General features: G+C 59.9%; 11 protein-coding genes and 2 pseudogenes. 5 read left to right on the top strand and 8 right to left on the bottom strand.

Annotated features, from left to right (window positions below; genetic code table 11):
* Positions 1–178: 178 nt before the first annotated feature.
* Genes ACIX9_RS20365 through ACIX9_RS20350 form a run of 3 tightly spaced genes read right to left on the bottom strand, consistent with a single transcriptional unit; the run spans position 179 to position 4,297 of the window.
* Positions 179–1,981 (bottom strand): tetratricopeptide repeat protein, encoded by a 1,803-nt coding sequence (locus ACIX9_RS20365; RefSeq protein WP_013572974.1) that lies wholly within the window; start codon positions 1,979–1,981, stop codon positions 179–181.
* Complete coding sequence (locus tag ACIX9_RS20355) at positions 1,978–3,762, bottom strand: tetratricopeptide repeat protein (protein ID WP_157478182.1); 1,785 nt, start codon at positions 3,760–3,762, stop codon at positions 1,978–1,980. Before ACIX9_RS20355 ends, ACIX9_RS20365 begins: the two co-directional genes overlap by 4 nt.
* A gap of 10 nt (positions 3,763–3,772) precedes the next feature.
* Entirely contained in the window at positions 3,773–4,297 is a 525-nt protein-coding gene (locus tag ACIX9_RS20350; RefSeq protein WP_013572972.1) for a hypothetical protein, read from the bottom strand.
* Between the two features lie 71 nt (positions 4,298–4,368).
* Between ACIX9_RS20350 and ACIX9_RS20345 the strand changes: the two genes are divergently transcribed.
* A complete protein-coding gene (locus ACIX9_RS20345; protein WP_013572971.1) occupies positions 4,369–6,822 on the top strand; it encodes an amylo-alpha-1,6-glucosidase in 2,454 nt (817 codons plus the stop codon).
* 460 nt (positions 6,823–7,282) lie between these two features.
* On the opposite strand, the gene ACIX9_RS20340 is transcribed toward ACIX9_RS20345, so the two are convergent.
* The gene (locus ACIX9_RS20340; RefSeq protein ID WP_013572970.1) at positions 7,283–7,660 is read right to left on the bottom strand and encodes a type II toxin-antitoxin system VapC family toxin; all 378 of its coding nucleotides are present in this window, start codon (positions 7,658–7,660) and stop codon (positions 7,283–7,285) included.
* Complete coding sequence (locus ACIX9_RS20335; RefSeq protein ID WP_013572969.1) at positions 7,654–7,869, bottom strand: ribbon-helix-helix protein, CopG family; 216 nt, start codon at positions 7,867–7,869, stop codon at positions 7,654–7,656. The genes ACIX9_RS20340 and ACIX9_RS20335 overlap by 7 nt, the downstream gene beginning before the upstream one ends.
* A 93-nt stretch (positions 7,870–7,962) precedes the next feature.
* On the opposite strand from ACIX9_RS20335, the gene ACIX9_RS20330 reads away from it, so the two are divergent.
* Entirely contained in the window at positions 7,963–8,361 is a 399-nt protein-coding gene (locus ACIX9_RS20330) for a DUF1801 domain-containing protein (protein WP_013572968.1), read from the top strand.
* 73 nt (positions 8,362–8,434) lie between these two features.
* Here ACIX9_RS20330 and ACIX9_RS25070 read toward each other — a convergent pair.
* Positions 8,435–8,842 (bottom strand): annotated as a pseudogene (locus ACIX9_RS25070) (IS30 family transposase); the annotation flags it as partial.
* 61 nt (positions 8,843–8,903) lie between these two features.
* The gene (locus ACIX9_RS20320) at positions 8,904–10,541 is read right to left on the bottom strand and encodes an alpha-L-fucosidase (RefSeq protein WP_013572967.1); all 1,638 of its coding nucleotides are present in this window, start codon (positions 10,539–10,541) and stop codon (positions 8,904–8,906) included.
* Between the two features lie 179 nt (positions 10,542–10,720).
* Between ACIX9_RS20320 and ACIX9_RS20315 the strand changes: the two genes are divergently transcribed.
* Both ACIX9_RS20315 and ACIX9_RS20310 read left to right on the top strand, forming a co-directional pair.
* Complete coding sequence (locus tag ACIX9_RS20315) at positions 10,721–13,207, top strand: hypothetical protein (RefSeq protein WP_013572966.1); 2,487 nt, start codon at positions 10,721–10,723, stop codon at positions 13,205–13,207.
* Positions 13,208–13,303: 96 nt separating this feature from the next.
* Positions 13,304–15,457: a glycoside hydrolase family 20 zincin-like fold domain-containing protein gene (locus ACIX9_RS20310; protein WP_013572965.1), complete on the top strand. Its 2,154-nt coding sequence runs from the start codon at positions 13,304–13,306 to the stop codon at positions 15,455–15,457.
* 231 nt (positions 15,458–15,688) lie between these two features.
* Here ACIX9_RS20310 and ACIX9_RS25065 read toward each other — a convergent pair whose 3' ends face one another.
* Positions 15,689–15,850, bottom strand: a complete 162-nt coding sequence (locus tag ACIX9_RS25065) for a hypothetical protein (RefSeq protein ID WP_013572964.1) — start codon at positions 15,848–15,850, stop codon at positions 15,689–15,691.
* A 499-nt stretch (positions 15,851–16,349) separates the two neighbouring features.
* Between ACIX9_RS25065 and ACIX9_RS27930 the strand changes: the two are divergent.
* Positions 16,350–16,622: pseudogene (locus tag ACIX9_RS27930) on the top strand (carboxypeptidase-like regulatory domain-containing protein); the annotation flags it as partial.
* Positions 16,623–16,686 lie beyond the last annotated feature (64 nt).

Here is a 16,686-nt window from a genome sequence, read left to right as displayed (position 1 = left end):
CGGAAAGCGCTTGCTCATGGAAGGATGAGCTGCGTGAAGAAGACATGGAGGAGCAGAGAAAAACGTCACAGCATTGAGTCAGCGTGGCCTTTATGACGTGCAGGCGATCGCCGTTCTCTTTCAGCATGGAGGAAAAGTGTGTGGAGCGGTAGTACCTGAATGGGTGATAGGAGATTTGCTAGGGGATTGTGAGGGCGCAATGCTGGCCGGCGTAGGTGCCCTGGGTCTGGAAGATGCGGAGCTGGGGGTCATCCGGGTTGATGTCTGCGAGGCGCTTGAGGATGGCCTGGGCATCCTGCTTGCGGCCTATGGAGCAATCGATGAAGGCGAGGTTGAGGCCGGCGGCCGTATGGCTGGGGTCGGCGTCGATGAGGCGGTTGAGGAGGCGGAGGGACTCGGCGAGGTTGCTGGTGGAGGCGTCGAGGACGCCGAGGTTGGCGAGGGCGGTGGGCTCGTAGGGAAGCTGGCGGAGGACGTTGATGTAGTTGGCGCGGGCCTGGGTGGGGTGGCCGTCGCGCTGGCGGAGATAGGCTAGCTGGACTTCGGCTTCAGGGGCTAAGGGGGCCTGGTCTGGCTGAAGGCTTGCCGCGTGGGTGAGGAGGCGCAGCGCTTCGCGGGCGTAGGCGGCGTTGCCGTGGGCGGCGAGTTGGGCGTAGGCCATGCCGTACTCGGCTTCGGTTGCGGGGACTCCTCCTACGGTGACTAGCTTGTCCAGGTCGCTGGAGGCTGCGAGGGTTTGGAGGTGGGTGGGGCGGGACTCGATGTCGTGGTCTGTGAGCTGCTCGTGGGAGATGTCGGTGGTGGGGCGGGTGGGCATGTGGCAGAGGGCGCAGTCAGGCTGCTCGGGGTGATGGGTGGCGGCGAGTTTGGGGCTGGTGTGGCAGGCGAGACATCTGGCGCGGAAGAACTGGACGCGCTCGGCGGGGGCGGGGGTGGAGTGGGGGTCGTGGCAGGTGGTGCAGGTGAGGCGGTCGCCGGTGGCTCGCTTGCAGGCGCTGCGGAGGAGGGCTTCGTACTGGCTGGTGGCTCGGGCGGCTCCGGACTGGTTTGGGGCTGCGCCGGCCTGGTTTGGGGCTGCGCCAGCTTGGTGGCTGGCGCGGATGAAGTAGACGGCGGTGGCGGCGAGGTCTTCACCGGGGCGGAACTGGGCGAGGGAGCGGCCGGGTTTGTAGACTACTGCGTCGCCTTCCAGGTGGCATTGGATGCAGGCGCTGTCGCGTTTGGCGGGCGACAGTTTGTTGGGGTTGAGGATGGGGCCGTGCCCGCTCTGAGCGAGGTGGGCTGTGGGGTCTCCGTGGCAGGCGCTGCAGCCTATGCCGCCCTGGCGGAAGGGCTCGGCGGCGAAGCGGTTGCGGGCGGTTGGGAGGGAGGGTTGGACGTCGGTGGCGTGGCAGTGGAGGCAGTTGGGGTCGGTGGGGAGGACGGCGGGCATGGAGGTTACGGCGTCGAAGGCGGGGGCCATGTCCCAGGTGTTGCGGCGGGTGTAGGAGTTGATGGGGAGCTCGAACCACTGGGTGTCGGAGCGGTAGAGATAGGTGCGGCCTCGGCGGCCGGAGCCTATGAAGTAGAGGAGTTTGCGTTCGCCGCTGAGGGGTGGGTTTCCGTCGCGGGAGAATGACATGTAGGGGGTGGAGTCGCGGAGGAAGATGCGGTAGTCGATGTTGGAGGGGGTGTGGCGGAAGGCGCCGGGGATGAGGTTGGTGTCGGCGGGACCGCTGCCCTGGGCCATGGGGGTTTGTTCGTATCGGGCGTAGATGGCTTGGTGGCAGGTGGCGCAGACCAGGTCGGGGTTGGTTAATGGTGGGAGGGATTCGGAGGCTTGGACGGTGAGGGGTTTGATTTGTTCGGCTATTGAGGAGGACGGTCGAGCTTTGCTCGAGGCCCACCCTAACGACGATGAAGCCGTCGTGAGGATGGGGCACACAATCGTGATTGCTACGATGATTGCCGCGGCTGCGAGGATGCGGGCGGGGCGGGTCATGGGGTCTTGAGGGTAAGGGCGCGTTGGCGTTCGATGGCGGCTTCGGCGGGCTTGCCCTGGCGGGTGAGGGCTTCGGCGAGGAGGGTGTGGGGCTCTGGGGCTTTGGGGTCTGCGGCGATGGCTGCGTTGAGCTGCACGATGGCTTCAGGGAGCTTGCCCTGGGCGAGGAGGGTGCGGCCGCTGCGGAGGGAGAAGCTGGCGCGTTGCTGGGCGACTGCGGCTCGGCTGAGCTCTGCGGCGGTTTTGCGTTCGGCGGCGGCTTGCTCGGGCTGGTTGGTGCGGATGAGGAGGGCGGCGATCTGGATGTGGAGGCTGGGTTGGTCGGGCTGGAGGGCGGAGGCGTGGCGAAGGGCTTCGATGGCCTGCTGGGCTCCGGCGGGGGTGTCGTCCGAGTCCTTGAGGACTCCGCCGAGGAGGGCCCAGGCGTCGCCGTTGGTGGGCTGGAGGGTGGTGGCGCGGCGGAGCTGGGCGATGGCGTCGGGGTATCGGCCCTGCTGCATGTAGATGACGCCGAGGGTGTAGGCGGGGTCGGGCAGGGTGGGGTCCAGAGTGGAGGCGAGCTGGAGCTCGGTGATGGATGCGGGGAGATCGTCCTTGAGCTTGAAGGCGAGGCCAAGGTCGTAGTGGAGGTGGGGGCTCTGGGGGTCGAGGGCGAGGCCGGCGCGGAACTGGGTGATGGCGTGGTCGAGGTCCGATTGTTGGAGGTAGGCTACGCCGTAGTCTTCGCGGAGGGTGGCGGAGTCCGGGCCAAGGGTGACGGCTTTGGCGTAGAGCGGAAGTGCGCCGATGGCGTCGCCGGTTTGGACACGGGCGAGGGCGTAGTTGATGAGGGCCTCACTGCTGCCGAGCGCGTGTGCGGAGGCGGCGAAGAGTGGGAGCGAGGAGGCGGAGTCGCCGCTGGCTTCAAGGGCCAGGGCGAGATCGTAGATGGCGGCGGGTGGGGTAGCGGGAGTGCGGAGTTCGGCGGCGCGATGAAGCTCGGTGAGGGCGGGCTGGTCCTGGCGGGCGGCGGAGAGGGCGCGGCCTAGTTGGAGGTGGGCGTCAAAGCTGGTGGGGGCCTGGGTTGCTGCCTTGCGAAGTGGGGGGATGGCTTGATCGGGTTGGCCGAGGAGCAGGAGGGTTGTGCCCAGGTGGAGCTGCGCCTGAGTGTAGGCGGGATCGAGTTGGGTGGCGCGTTCGAAGTGGGGAACGGCTTCAGGAAGGTGGCGGCTCTGGACGAGGAGGACTCCCAGTGCATCGTGCAGGAGGGCGGAGTCTGGAGTGGCAGTGAGGGCTTGCGTGAGTTGAGATTGGGCTTCTGTGGGATTGCCGGTGGCGGAGAGGGTGGTGGCGTAGGCGAGGGACTCTTCAGGCGAGAGGGCCGGCGGGTTTGGGGACGTGAGGGCTTGATGGAAGAGTGGGAGGGCGGTTGGATAGTCGGCCTGGGCGGTGAGGGTTCGGGCGAGGTTGAGGGTGGTGGCGAGGTCGTTGGGGTCGAGGGTGTGGGCGCGGGCCAGGGTGCGGGCGGCGGCTGGAAGGTCGCCCTGGGCGAGGAGGATGGAGCCTAGGGCGGCTTGTGGTGGCTCGAGGGTTGGAACTAACTGGGTGGCGCGGACGAAGGCGGCGGCGGCGGCGGGGAGATCGTTCCGGTTGGCTGCGGCGATTCCCTGCTGCATGGCGGTGGAGGCTGCGGCTAGATCTGCGGGCTTTGGCTTGATCTGGGCTTGCGAGACTGCGATGGCGGTGAGCATGAGGCACGCGGCTCGGCTGATTGCGGAGCCGGAGTTGGGAGAGTGTGCCATGGGAAGAAGTCTAATGGGCCACGTCGGCTGGCGCGATTGAAACGAAGTTGCGGCCGGCGTAGAGGCGGAAGTGGCCGGGGGTGGCGGGGTCGGCGAGGAGTTGGAGAGGGTTGGGGCGGGGGAGGGTGGCGTCTTTAGTGGAGGGGACGTTGAGGAGTTGGTGGGCGCCGAGGTCCATGACTACGAAGTGGTCCTGCGCTATGAAGCCTATGCCGTAGGCGCCGGGGGGGAGTGTTTGGTTGGCGATGTGGAGGGGGACCTCGGTGATGAGGTAGGCCTGGTAGGTCTCCTGGACTCCGGAGGAGTAGCCGGAGGTATCGACTAAGGCGGCGAGGATGAGGTGGTCTGTCGGGCTTCCGGCAATGCGGAGGCCGGTGGAGTTGCGTCCCTGGATGGAGGCGGTTCGGCCGGCGTAGAAGACGGTGGCGGGCATGACGGCGGATGCCTGGTCTCGGGTGAGGATGGACTGACCGTGTGCGTTGACGAGTGAGGCGAGGAGCAGGGTGCAGACGGTGAGGATGGATCTGATGCGCATAGAGGGCTATCGTACGGAACGCGGTGGTGAGGTGGCAAGGTAGAATGAGCCGTTTCGTGTGAGGTGCTGTGGTGCGGGCTTTCGTGTTGATGATGCTGGCTTTGAGTGTGGGTGCGGGGGCGCAGGGGCTGCGGCCGGTGGCTGCGTTTCCGATGCGCGAGGATGGGCTGGTGCTGCGGCGGCATGTGTCGGCTGGGCAGCCTTTTACGGTGGCGGGGCCGGAGGGTGTGATCGTCGGGGAGCAGCAGGGGAGCTTTGAGGCGTGGGTGCTGCCGGTAAAGCTGCTGAGCCACTTTACGATCGAGGCGCAGGTTGAAGGTTATGCGGTACCGATCGACCTGAACCAGGCGGCGCGGGAGATTGATGTGAGGCCGGACCGGACCACGATCACCTACTCGCATATTGCGGTGACGGTGCGGCAGACGATGTTTTCTGCCGACGGCGTGGGGGCGGTGGTGATGTTTGCGGTGGACTCTGTGAGGCCCGTTGATCTGACGTTCCGGTTCACGGGGGAACTGCGGGAGATGTGGCCTAAGTTGAGTAGCGGCGTGCCGTCTGCCGAGTGGGTGGAGCGTGGAGCGAGTGGGTTCTACGTGCTGCACTCCGACTACCCGGAGTTTGCGGGGGCGGTGGCGCTGCCGGGGGCGAAGAGCGGGATCATGGCTCCGTTCCAGGAGCGGCCGCAGGTGCATCCGCTGGAGTTCCGGCTGCATGTGGACCCAAAGGCGGATGCGGGGAAGGTGTATCCGCTGCTGATGGCTGTCGGGCGGACGAAGGAGACGGCTTCGACGGCGGCGCTGGAGAAGGCTATGGGTGATGTGGATGGGCGGCTCGGCGCGATCTATTCGGGTCATGCGGAGCGATATAAGGCTCAGGCTGCGGAGCTGACTTCGATACGAACGCCGGATGAGGGGCTGAACGATGACTTTTCCTGGGCGGTGACCTCGATTGGGCAGTTGCGGGCTCGGCTGGGTGGGGAGATGGGGTTGGTGGCGGGGTACTATGCTTCGGGCGACTCGGCTCGGCCGGGATTTGGGTGGTTCTTTGGGCGGGACTCCTTGTACACGCTGTATGCGGTGAATGGTTATGGGGACTTTGGGCTGGCGCGGAGCGAGCTGGAGTTCCTAATGGCGAGGCAAAGGGCGGACGGCAAGGTAATGCACGAGTACTCGCAGACGGCGGGCGACCTGGACTGGAAGGCATTTCCTTACTGGTATGCGGCTGCGGATGCTACGCCTCTCTTTCTGACGACGATGCTGGACTATGTTCGGGCTAGTGGGGATGTTGCCTTCCTTGCCGCGCATAAGGACAAGGTGATGAGTGCGTGGGCGTTTGAGACGTCGCATGACGCGGATCACGATGGGATCTATGACAACTCTGAGGGCACGGGCTGGGTGGAGAGTTGGCCTACTTCATCAACACACGAGGGTATGCCGAAGCAGGAGGTTTATCTGGCGTTGATGGATCAGCAGGGGTCGGCTGCGGTGGGGCAGATGGCTCGGCTGCTGAAGGACGATACTTTGGCTCAGGCGGCTGATGCGAGAGCGGCTAAGGTTCGGGCGGTGCTCGAGAAGGAGTACTACGTTTCCAAGTCAGGTGAGTATGGGTTCAGCCAGGACTTTGGGAAGATCGATAAGACTTCGACTGTGTTTCCGAGTGTGGCCTGGTGGAATGATGGGGCGGGTTACACGCCTGGGTTGGAGCACGCGGGGGTAAGTTTGAGGCGCTGGGCGTCGCATGATTTTGCGACGGACTGGGGTGCCCGGGATGTGGCGGAGAGCGATGCGATGTACGACCCGATCAGCTATCACCAAGGGTCGGTCTGGCCGCTGTTTACGGGCTGGGCAGCGATGGCGCAGTACCGGTCGGGTCATGCGCTGGCGGGGTTCCAGAGTGTGATGGCCAATGCGGATCTGACGACGGCGCAGGATATCGGCGCGGTGACGGAGCTGCTTTCAGGGGCGTTCTTCGAGCCGTTCGGGCGGAGTACAAGTCATCAGCTTTGGTCGAGTGCGATGGTGGTGACGCCGCTGCTGCGCGGGATGTTTGGGTTGGAGGTGGATGGGGTGGCGCGCACCGTGAAGGTGACGCCTCGGCTGCCGGCGGATTGGGACTCGGCTGAGGTGAGGCGGCTGCATGTTGGGGCTTCCGTTGTCGATGTTTTGTATCGGCGGGAGGGTGGGTTTATGAACGTCTCGTTGTCTCCTGTTTCGGGTGAGGCGGTGCGGCTGGTTGGGCCGGCCAAGGTGGCTCTGCCGGCGGTTGAGGTGTCGATGGGGCATGGGCTACCAACGCCGGGGAGCCGGACGGGGCAGGTGAAGGTAGTGGATGAGACGTGGAGCGGGCGGTCCCTGCGGTTGGAGGTTGAGGGGGTGAGCGGGACCGTAGGGCGGTTTACGGTTCGGCAGAATGTGAGTGGGTTGAAGGTGGCGGTTGAGGGTGGGGGGTTGGATGGCTCGGCGCTGACGATTCCCTTCTCTGGTGCGGCTGGTTATATGAGCAAGGTGGTGACGTTGCGGTGGTAGTCCCCCTCCCCCCAAATGATGCAAAGTATTCAAAGTAAATGAGTTAAGTCTGGACCTCGGTCGAAACAGATTTGTAAAGTATTGTCAATAAAGGACTTACGGGAAATAGCAACGTAAAGTCTTCTATTGATTGGGGTTAGCAGTTCGTGCGAAAAGGAGATACGGCTTCCTACGCTGCGCTGCGGAATGGCAAATAAAACGGCTGCGGTGTGACAAATGGAAGGGTGTCGTGTCAAGGCATCTACGAGAGTCACGACTGTAGTTCGTCCTGACCTGATCTGTACTTCTATTTTACCAAGTTGAGAGGGGTGAATACGCCAACTATTTTTGTGGCGTAAGTGGTCTTTTTTCTTGCAGTTAGAGAATTTTTTCGAGGCCAGGGGGCTTGACACGCGGATCTGCTGGTGTTTTTGAGAAATAAATTTGTAACTTGTTGTGGTGAAAGTACTTGCTTGCTGGACTAAAGCGTATAAGGAACGTGGAAACCTATCGTTTGCACGGGGAAATCACGCGTGTTGCGAGTGACCAGGACGCGGTTGTGGGCGCGGGCGGTCGCAAGCATGATGGCATCAGGTAGTTTCACCCTGCTTTGCCTGCGAATTGTGAAGGCTTCCTCTGAGACAGCGCGGGTGACGGGGAGATGTTTGAAGGTGGAGAGAAATCTCCGAACCGGCGCTTCCAAGGATTGCGGAACGCCAACCATGACCTCCATCCAGGTGATGGCGCTGATGGCTCGGTCCTGGGCGACGTCAGATTCCAGTTCGGTTCTGGCAGCTTCGAGACCGTTGAGATAGTCGATCAGGATATTGGTGTCGTAGAGAGAGGGGACGGCTACCATTCACCGCGCAGCCGATCCTGGAATTGGAGACCGTCCTCAAGTTTTCCCGCGCAGATTCCGAAGGCTTCCGAGTGACCAGAGGTTCGGTAGGGCTCAAGAGACTGTGAGACGGCGCGGCGGACGAATTCAGCGCGTGAGATCCCGAGGGCCACTGTGACTTGCTTGATGGCTGCAATGTCTTCTTCGGGGATGTCGATGAGGGTCCGCATCAGTCTCCAGATATACACGGATGATATCACTTGAGATTGATGGTTGCGGATTGTGATGGGCGCGGGTAGGTTGGTTGCGGGAGGGGTGCGACGATGAAGACAACTGTGGCTGCTAAGAGTGCGTCCGGGCTGATCGATCAGAGGATTGCGGAGCTTGGGGACTGGCGCGGGGCGATGCTGGCGCTGGTTCGGAGGGTGATCCATGAGGCCGATCCGGAGGTGGTGGAGGAGTGGAAGTGGCGGGGGGTGCCGGTGTGGTCGCATGACGGGATTATTTGTACGGGGGAGACTTATAAGAAGGTGGTCAAGCTGACGTTTGCCCGAGGGGCGGCGTTGGATGATGTTGCGGGGCTGTTCAATTCGAGCCTTGACGGGAATGTAAGGCGGGCGCTCGATATCCAGGAGGGCGAGACGCTGGATGAGGCGGGGTTGAAGGGGCTGGTGCGGGCTGCGGTGGCTTTGAATGTGGGGAAGAAGAAGCGGAAAGGGTGATGGCGGAGGTGGAGAGTCTGCGTATCCCGAGCATGTGGCGTAAGTATTCAGATTGCCGATAAGCTGGGCGGTCTCAATGAGTCGATGCAACACTGGTTTGAAGTTTATCTGCCGGAGTTTCGAAGTCCAAGGTCTTTCTCGGACGTTGGTTGAGTTGCAGGGCTACCTTGTTGAGGTCGGCCTGGGAGTAACTGGATAGGTCAGTTTTCTTAGGGAAGTACTGTCTCAGAAGTCCATTCGTATTTTCGTTTGAGCCGCGTTGCCAGGGACTCTGCGGATCGCAGAAGTAGACTTGCACCTCCGTGGCTATGGTGAAGCTCTTGTGTTGAGCCATCTCCAGCCCACGATCTCATGTCAAGGAGCGTCGTAGAGAGGCGGGGAGCTTTCGAACCTGGCGGCTCAGCGCGTTGACCACGCTGGCGGTGTCTTTGCCAGGAACTTTGACCAGAATAGTAAAGCGCGAGTGCCGTTCCACCAGGGTTCGGCGATAGGTTCATAAGTTGGATTACTGACGACAACAAGCGGTTATCGCGTCAGTGATTTCAGTGAATGGATGCGGAGACGGTTTCTCCGTAAAGTGTCAGTAGTGGGTGAAGGAGCACGGAGCGGAACTCGTACTGCTCCTGTGGGTCCGGGTGGAAGGTGGCGGAGTAGCTGCCGGGATGTGAGGCTGGTTGCTGGGGAAGATGCTGCCAGCCGTGAAGGCGGGAACGGGTGTCTTCCCCGGTGATGATGCGGTAGTCGAAGCCGAACCTGGCACCGGGGGCCTCTGCGCCAGCCCAGTCGCCCTGAAGTTCTATCTCACCGCTGGACTGCCTGGCGGACAGGGTGTGGACGACGGGTGGCGTAAACGCCTCTTCGACGTTGGTGAGGTGGATGACGGAAGGGTAGGGCCACTCGTCGCTATCGCGCAGACGCTGGGCGCGCATGACGTGAATGTGGAGACCGTCCGGCTTCTGTTCGAAGGTGCTTCGGGGCGAAAGATTCGGGCGGTATTCCACGATGTGATCGTTCTGGCCAAGAATGCCTATGGTGGTGGAGGGCGTGGCACGAACCGTCTTGAGGACGAAGTCGCGGGCGTCTCCGCGCTTCCAAGGCTCGGCGGTGTCTTCGGGGTCGAAGATGGCGTACAGGTCGTTATGGTCGCGAGAACGAGTGAACCAGATGTTCTCCTCGTTCGTCACGACCCAGGGGCGGGTTCCGTAGATGGCATCTGAGTTGACGAACATCCAGGACCCCAGCGTGCGTAGCCGCTCCTCTTGCTCGGTGGGCAGCGAGCCGTCTGGCTTGAGGCCGACGTTGAGGAGGAGATTGCCGCCGCGGGCGCGGGTCTGGATCAGGATGTGCAGTAGATCCTGAACGGATTTGTAGTGCTCGTCCGAGGGCTGATACCCCCAGGCGGTGCCCATGGTCATGTTGGCTTCCCAGGCTCCGGGGAGAGGTGCGCCGGGAACGTTCTGCTCAGGCGTTTCGATGGCACCGCGTGTGACGACAGCGTCGGGTTGGAGCTTCCATACGATGTTGCGAAGGTCTTTGGCTTCGCCGTCAAAGAACACCGCAGAAACGGGGCCGTAGTGGGTCATGAGTTCGGTGACCTGCTGCTGATCGAGCGCGAGGAGACCGGGGTTGGCGCTGGGCTGCACTTCAGGGACGAGACGCTGGATCTCCTTGCCGTGGTTGTGGAGCCAGAGGAAGTCGTCCGGTGAGAAGTAGACACCGGGTGCGACGCCCTGGGCGCGGAAGGCGGTGAAGAGCTGGGAGGTGAGGTCCCTGGCGTAGGGGGTGTGCGTGATGCTGAACGGGGTGGTGGTGGTATTCCACATGGCGAAGCCGTTATGGTGCTTGGTGGTGAAGACCATGTAACGGAAGCCGGCGGTACGGGCGAGGCGGGCGAGGGCGTCGGGGTCAAAGTGGCTGGGATTGAAGGTTTGCGGGAGTTCCTTGTAGAAGCGTTCGACGTACTCGTCACTGGCACCTGCAAGCGAGTGACTGATGATGACGCCAAGTTGCGAATCGACCGACCAGTGGATGAAGAGGCCCAGGCCCTGGTCTCGAAACCACTCAAGGCGCTCCGGTTTATTGGTCAGCGGCTCGGCCTGGGCCCACAAGGGTGGTGAAGATACGAGAGCCAGTAAAGCCAAGAATACCGAGGCGCGGAAGGCGAAAAGGCGTGGGGGCATGGGGTCAAGATAACGCAATGACGCCAGATCAGTATCAGGCAATTGCCGTACTGGGATTTGTTCACGAGAAATCAGCCCGTATCGACATCGGACAGGAGCTAGACTCTCGGACTTGGAAGACTTACGACGCTTTGGCAGGGCATGACCTCTTGTAGCATTGAGCCTAATCAAGGAGATGCATGAGCCGGGATGTTTCGATTGCCTTCGTTTGCTGCTTGATCGGCGCAGGAGTTCTCAATGCGTCTCCGGTCGTTGTGCCATCGACTGACTCCGGCACAGTCATCGAGGTCGCGTTTCCTGTGAAGCAAACAGTCCAAGAAATGACTGCGCTTCAAGTACTCACGGAAGAGAGCGGGAAGCGTGGACGCGTGACCTGGTCGTCCGAGAGCGGTCGCCTGAATGCGGATCACTTCCAGCCTTATGTCGTTGTACTCGCTCAGCGGGATCAGGTGGAACAGGTCCTTCCACAATCTCTTGTTGGGACTTGGCGTGACCATCTGCTGAGGCTGCATCCTTCCAATGCCGCGGAAGCATTCACCATCGTGACCCTTCCCTGGAAAGACAAGGCGAAGACGGGAATCGTACAGGTTATCTCCGGAAATGATGTCCGTGGAGAACTCTTCGGAGTGGGTTGGCTGTTACGCCACATGAGCTTTGAAGGAGGCACGGTGCAGCTCCCGCAGTCGCCTGAGATATTCAGCGCTCCCGACAAGCCGATCCGTGGCCACCAAATCGGCTATCGCTTCAAGAACAATACCTACGATGCATGGACGCTTGGACAGTTCGAGCAGCATATCCGCGATTTAGCGATCTTTGGCACGAACACCCTGCAGCTTATCTCTCCTGTATCCGATGACAATCCGCTGAGTCCGCTGATGCCCGCACCTCCTCTGGAGACCTTCCTGGGGATTTCCAGACTTCTCGATCAGTATGGTCTCCGGTGTGACCTCTACTATCCGGAGATGCGAAAGGATTACTCGGATCCGGCGCAGTTCCAAGCGGAACTCAAAGACTTTGAGGCACTGGTCAGGCGGATGTCGCGGGTCGATTCTGTCCATATCCCAGGCGGCGATCCGGGCCATACACCTCCAGAGATACTCTTTCCTCTCGCTGCGGCGGAGGTCCGGATCATCAGGAAATATCATCCTTCAGCGGCAGTATGGATATCGGCTCAGGGATTTGATGCTGAACAATATGAAAGCTTCTACACACTCCTGGGATCTGGCCAGGACTGGCTGACGGGAGTATTTTTTGGGCCGCAGTCGCGGGACGGCATGGAGATTCAGCGCAAACGTGTTCCTGGTCGGTACTCCATGGAGTTTTATCCCGATATCGCGCATGTCATGCATGCCCAGTTCCCTGTCCCTGGATGGGATCCAGTATTTGCTCTTACGGAAGGGCGAGAGCCAATCTGTCCCCGTCCCATGGCTTTCTCACGCATCTATAAGGATTTTCAGGACCTGAACGGCGGATTCATCACTTATTCGGAAGGGGTCAATGATGACGTCAACAAGATCCTATGGTCGCAGCTTGGGTGGATGCCCGGCACTCCGATTGATACGATTCTTGGAGAGTACGCCCGGTGGTTCCTTCACAGGGAGGGAGAGCAGCTGGGGCAGGCCGTAGCGTTGATCGAAGGTCTTGAGCAGGATTGGGATGGGCCACTGCTTGAGAACAGGCAGATTGCGAAGACGTTCGAGTTGACGCGACATCTCGAAGACAGCTCCAACACAGCGCAGAGTCAAGGTAACTGGCAGTGGGAGTCACTGCTTTATCGTGGCTACTACGACATGTATCTGCAGAGAAAGTTTGCGCGAGAACAGTCAGCGCAGCATGAGGCTGAGCATGCCCTGGTAAGCGGTGGCAGAAGCGCAAGCCGAGTGAAGATTGCTGAACGATCACTCAACGAAAGTAAGCCGGGAGTCGAAGAACAGCGTGAGCACGATGAACTGTTCAAGCTCGGCGAAAAGCTCTACGACGACATTGGGCTTCAGTTGAGCGTGAAACTCTATGGTGCTTCCAACTGGGAGCGAGGAGCCAATCTTGACCGAGTGGATACACCCTTAAACGATCGCGCATGGATGAGGGCGGCGATGGCCAAGGCGGAGGCTCAACCAACAGAAACCGCAAAGATAAGTGCCCTTGAGGCCATCGCAAATTGGCAGATGCCGGTTTCGGGAGCACTCTACGACGACCTCGGAAGCCCAGCGCATGAATCTCATTTCGTCAGAGGCGAGGGGTGGCAGAAAGATCCAGAGATGTATCACACGGCGATCGATGGCATCGCAGACCGTACGCTCGAGGACGGTTGGAGGCTGTCCTGGTTGAGCTATGCGGAGGCCTTGTATGAAGAACCGCTGGATCTGGAGTACAAAGACCTTGACCCTTCAAAGAACTATCGCGTGCGCCTGACCTATGCGGGTGAGGATTACGCCGTACCGTTGACGTTGACAGCCGGCGATGTCGTGATTCATTCGAGCCGATTACGCCAGTCGAATCCAGAGACCTATGAGTTTGAGCTTCCAAAAGAGGCGATCGTCAATGGAACGCTGCACCTTCGCTGGATGCGCGGAACGCCAGGTGGAGGAGGCGGGGGTAGAGGCAGGCAGGTAGCAGAGGTCTGGTTGCTCCCGCAACTTGCAGCAACCGCAGTCAAATCGAATTGAGCCGGCATCTCAAGGCAGAAGCGACAGGCGATGGAACACTAAGGAAGCAGTCATTTGCTTCGGATGAATTACAGCTTTTGGATGGAGAAGAGATACATGAAGATCTACAAGTCGGTTAAACGCTGTTCGGCTCCAAGGTTGTCAGGCTTCATGCGATGCATGGTCGTTTATTGTCTACTGCGTGCTGCAGTGGGCCATACCCAAACACTTGATCCAAAGGCTCCTACCTTCTCACCGATACCGCGCGAAGTCCATGCAGGGCAACGGGTGGTGGTAAGGTCGGCCACGGTGGTGGTGCCGGGCGGCGATGCCGAGGATCTGTTTGCGGCTCATGACTTGGAAAAGTTATTCAAAGCTTCCGGGATTTCAATATCGCCAGGTATTGGGGCACCGACCCTAATGGTGCAGTTGCTTAGAAAAGATTCACCCCAGGCAGCGGGACTGTTGAAGCAGTCAGGTCTGGCTTTTGGTCCGGAGATGTCAGCCGAAGGTTATGTCATTGTGGCCCACACGCCAGTCGTGGCGGTGATCGGTGAAACGTCGGCTGGGGTCTTTTATGGTGTGCAAACGGTGAAACAGATGGTGGAGAGCGAAGGAGGCGTTGCGCGAATCTGGACGGGAACCGTAAGCGACTGGCCCGCGATGAGGTATCGCGGTATCCACGATGATCTCTCTCGCGGCCCCTTCCCTACGCTGGAGTTTCAGAAGCACCAATTAGAAGTCTTCGCGGCGCACAAGGTCAATCTCTACTCCCCGTACTTCGAACATACGCTCCAGTATGCGGGCGATCCGCTCGCGGCTCCTCCGGGAAGTTCTTTGACACGCGCCGAATCACAGGATCTGGAAGAGTTTGCAAGCCGGCGCCACATCATGATCGTGCCGGAGCAGGAGGCGTTTGGCCATCTTCATCATGTACTGCAGTATGAGAAGTATGCAGACTTGGCGGAGACGCCGCACGGACATGTCATTGCGCCGGGACAAGCTGGTGCGCAACCCTTGATCAAGAGCTGGTTCACGCAGATTGCAGAAGACTTTCCAAGTCCGTTTCTGCACATAGGCGCAGATGAGACCTTCGAATTAGGCACGGGCAGGACGAAGTCCGAGGTGGACAAGAAAGGTCTGGGGCCAGTCTATGCGCAGTTTCTGAACACGATTCACACAACACTTGCTCCACTCAACCGGCGCCTCCTGTTCTGGGGAGACCTGGTGTGGAGTGATCCGGCCAGCGTATCGCTCTTGCCAAAAGACATGATCGCAATTCCCTGGATTTACTGGCATGAAGATAGCTACGACCATAATCTGCTGCCGTTCAAGAAGGCGGGTATCGAGACATGGGTTGCGCCAGGCGACGCGAATTGGCGCGTGGTCTATCCGCTTGGAAAGACGGCGCTGGACAACATCTCCGGTTTCGTTGAGGCGGGTCAGCGGTTGGGAAGCACGGGCGAACTCACGGTGGTGTGGAACGATGACGGCGAGGGCCTCTTCAATCAGGATTGGTTCGGAGTTCTCTTTGGTGCCGCGGCGGGTTGGCAGCCGGCAAAGATAGATGGAGCCGCTTACCAAGCGCGCTTTGGGCGAGTGTTCTACGGGGATATGACTGGCCGTATCGATCAGGCTCAGAAGGAACTGATGGATGCAGAGAGTTTGGTGGACGTTGCTGACGACGTGTTCTGGATGGATCCGTGGAGCAAGGCTGGACAGGCCAAGGCCACGAAGATGCGGGCGAATATTCCGGCGGCTCGATTACATGCGGAGAAGGCAATTGAATTGATCGAGGAGGCACGGACGACGGACGCAACGCTGCGGGAACAGGATGCCTTGAAGGCGATGGAACTCGGTGCTCGCAGGATCGACTTCATCGGGATGAAGTTTCAACTTGCAGACGAGATGAAAGCAGCCTACGCGCAAGCTTATCAACAAAAGGACGATAAGAAGCGTGAGACCGAGACGCGGGAGTTGCTCTATTCGATCAGCAGCATGAACGGGCGGTGCCAGGATCTGCGGGATGGTTACTCGATGATCAAGAATCTCTATCGCGACAGTTGGCTTGCGGAGAATCGGCCTTACTGGATCGATAACGTCCTGGTGCGTTACGATCTCCAGATTCAACTGTGGGAGCGGCGGGGAGAAGACATCAATGCGCTCATCGATGAGTGGCAGAGCACCAAGACGCTGCCTCGAGCCGAGGAAGCTGGCATTCCGCCCTTGCTGGAGTCTGCGTTAGCGAAGCCAGTAGATTTGAAGCGCTAACGTCATGGCCCCAGTGAGCGATGTCTGACATCTGTTGGACCGCAGGACGCGAGGATTGATGCAGCTTACCGTGGCAAGGATATGTATGGATAAGTGGGGGCAGATAAACGCGGGACTGACGCGGCTATTTTGCTGGAGTCCACGACAACGATGACTGCTTCGCCTGGCGGAGCATCGTGAACGATACAGAAGCTTCCTCCATCTCAAGGGTTGTGACTCCCCGTTCAAGGTCTATTCCAGTGGCGCTGATGAGCGCTTATCGAGATGGACCACCTTGAGAAAATTGAGCATGGGTTGCCCCGCAAGCGCGAAAGCCCATGCCCAGGCAATCGTGCCGCCTGTGAGCATGGTCTTGATCGCGGGTTGATTGCAGAACTCCATACCGATGTTCATCGCGTTGGTGATGACCGTGATGCCGCGGCGATGTCGCAGAGAGCTTCCAACTGTGTGGTGATGGTGCCCGCCATCAGGCCGATCGTGTCCTTTTCAAAGGATCGGTCTCGCCGCTGGAGAACTGATCTGCACGAGCGTATGAGGATGAATTATTGCAAGTGAAAAAGCTCCATATTGAGCCCAAGTGTGGCCATGGCGGAAGCCGTAGAACAGCAGGGCCGCGAATACCACCCATTCTGTAACCGTGCCGAGAGAATAGTTTCTGAATGGTCCATCGACCAATGATTTCTATCGCTTACGACCGTCTATCAAATTTGCCTTTCCGTCCGCGCTGCTTTATCGTTCATGGAACACCTCACATCGGGCTCCATAGTTCAAGCCTTCTAACGCACCTCTATCGAGCGCAGTGCGACCCCCCTCTCTCTTCTTCGGGCGCGCTCCTCTTGCAGGTGATTTACCTGCTCTATTTTCCGCAGAGCATACAGGAGAGCACTACCGAATGAACCCATTTATTAAACAAGCGAAGTATGGGCTGATTTTTTCAGCTTTGGCCCTGACCCACACAATGTCTGCACAGACCTTTCGAGGTGGTATTGCAGGTGCGGTACAGGATGCCACTGGATCCGTAGTTCCGAACGCAAAGATCACGCTGACGGGCACGGATACAGGTTCCAAGCGAGAGACCTTCTCTTCCAGCAGCGGCGACTACAGCCTGCAGGACTTGCCTCTGGGAATGTATAGCGTGACGGTGGAGTCGAGTGGCTTTGCGACGTTGAAGATCGACAAGATCTCCGTGCAGCCAGGACAGATCTACTCGCTTGAGATCAAGATGAAGG

The sequence above is a fragment of the Granulicella tundricola MP5ACTX9 genome, from assembly GCF_000178975.2.
Taxonomy (GTDB): Bacteria; Acidobacteriota; Terriglobia; order Terriglobales; family Acidobacteriaceae; genus Edaphobacter; species Edaphobacter tundricola.
The sequence above is the reverse complement of the archived record's forward strand: the minus strand, read 5'-3'. Positions and strand labels throughout refer to the sequence as shown.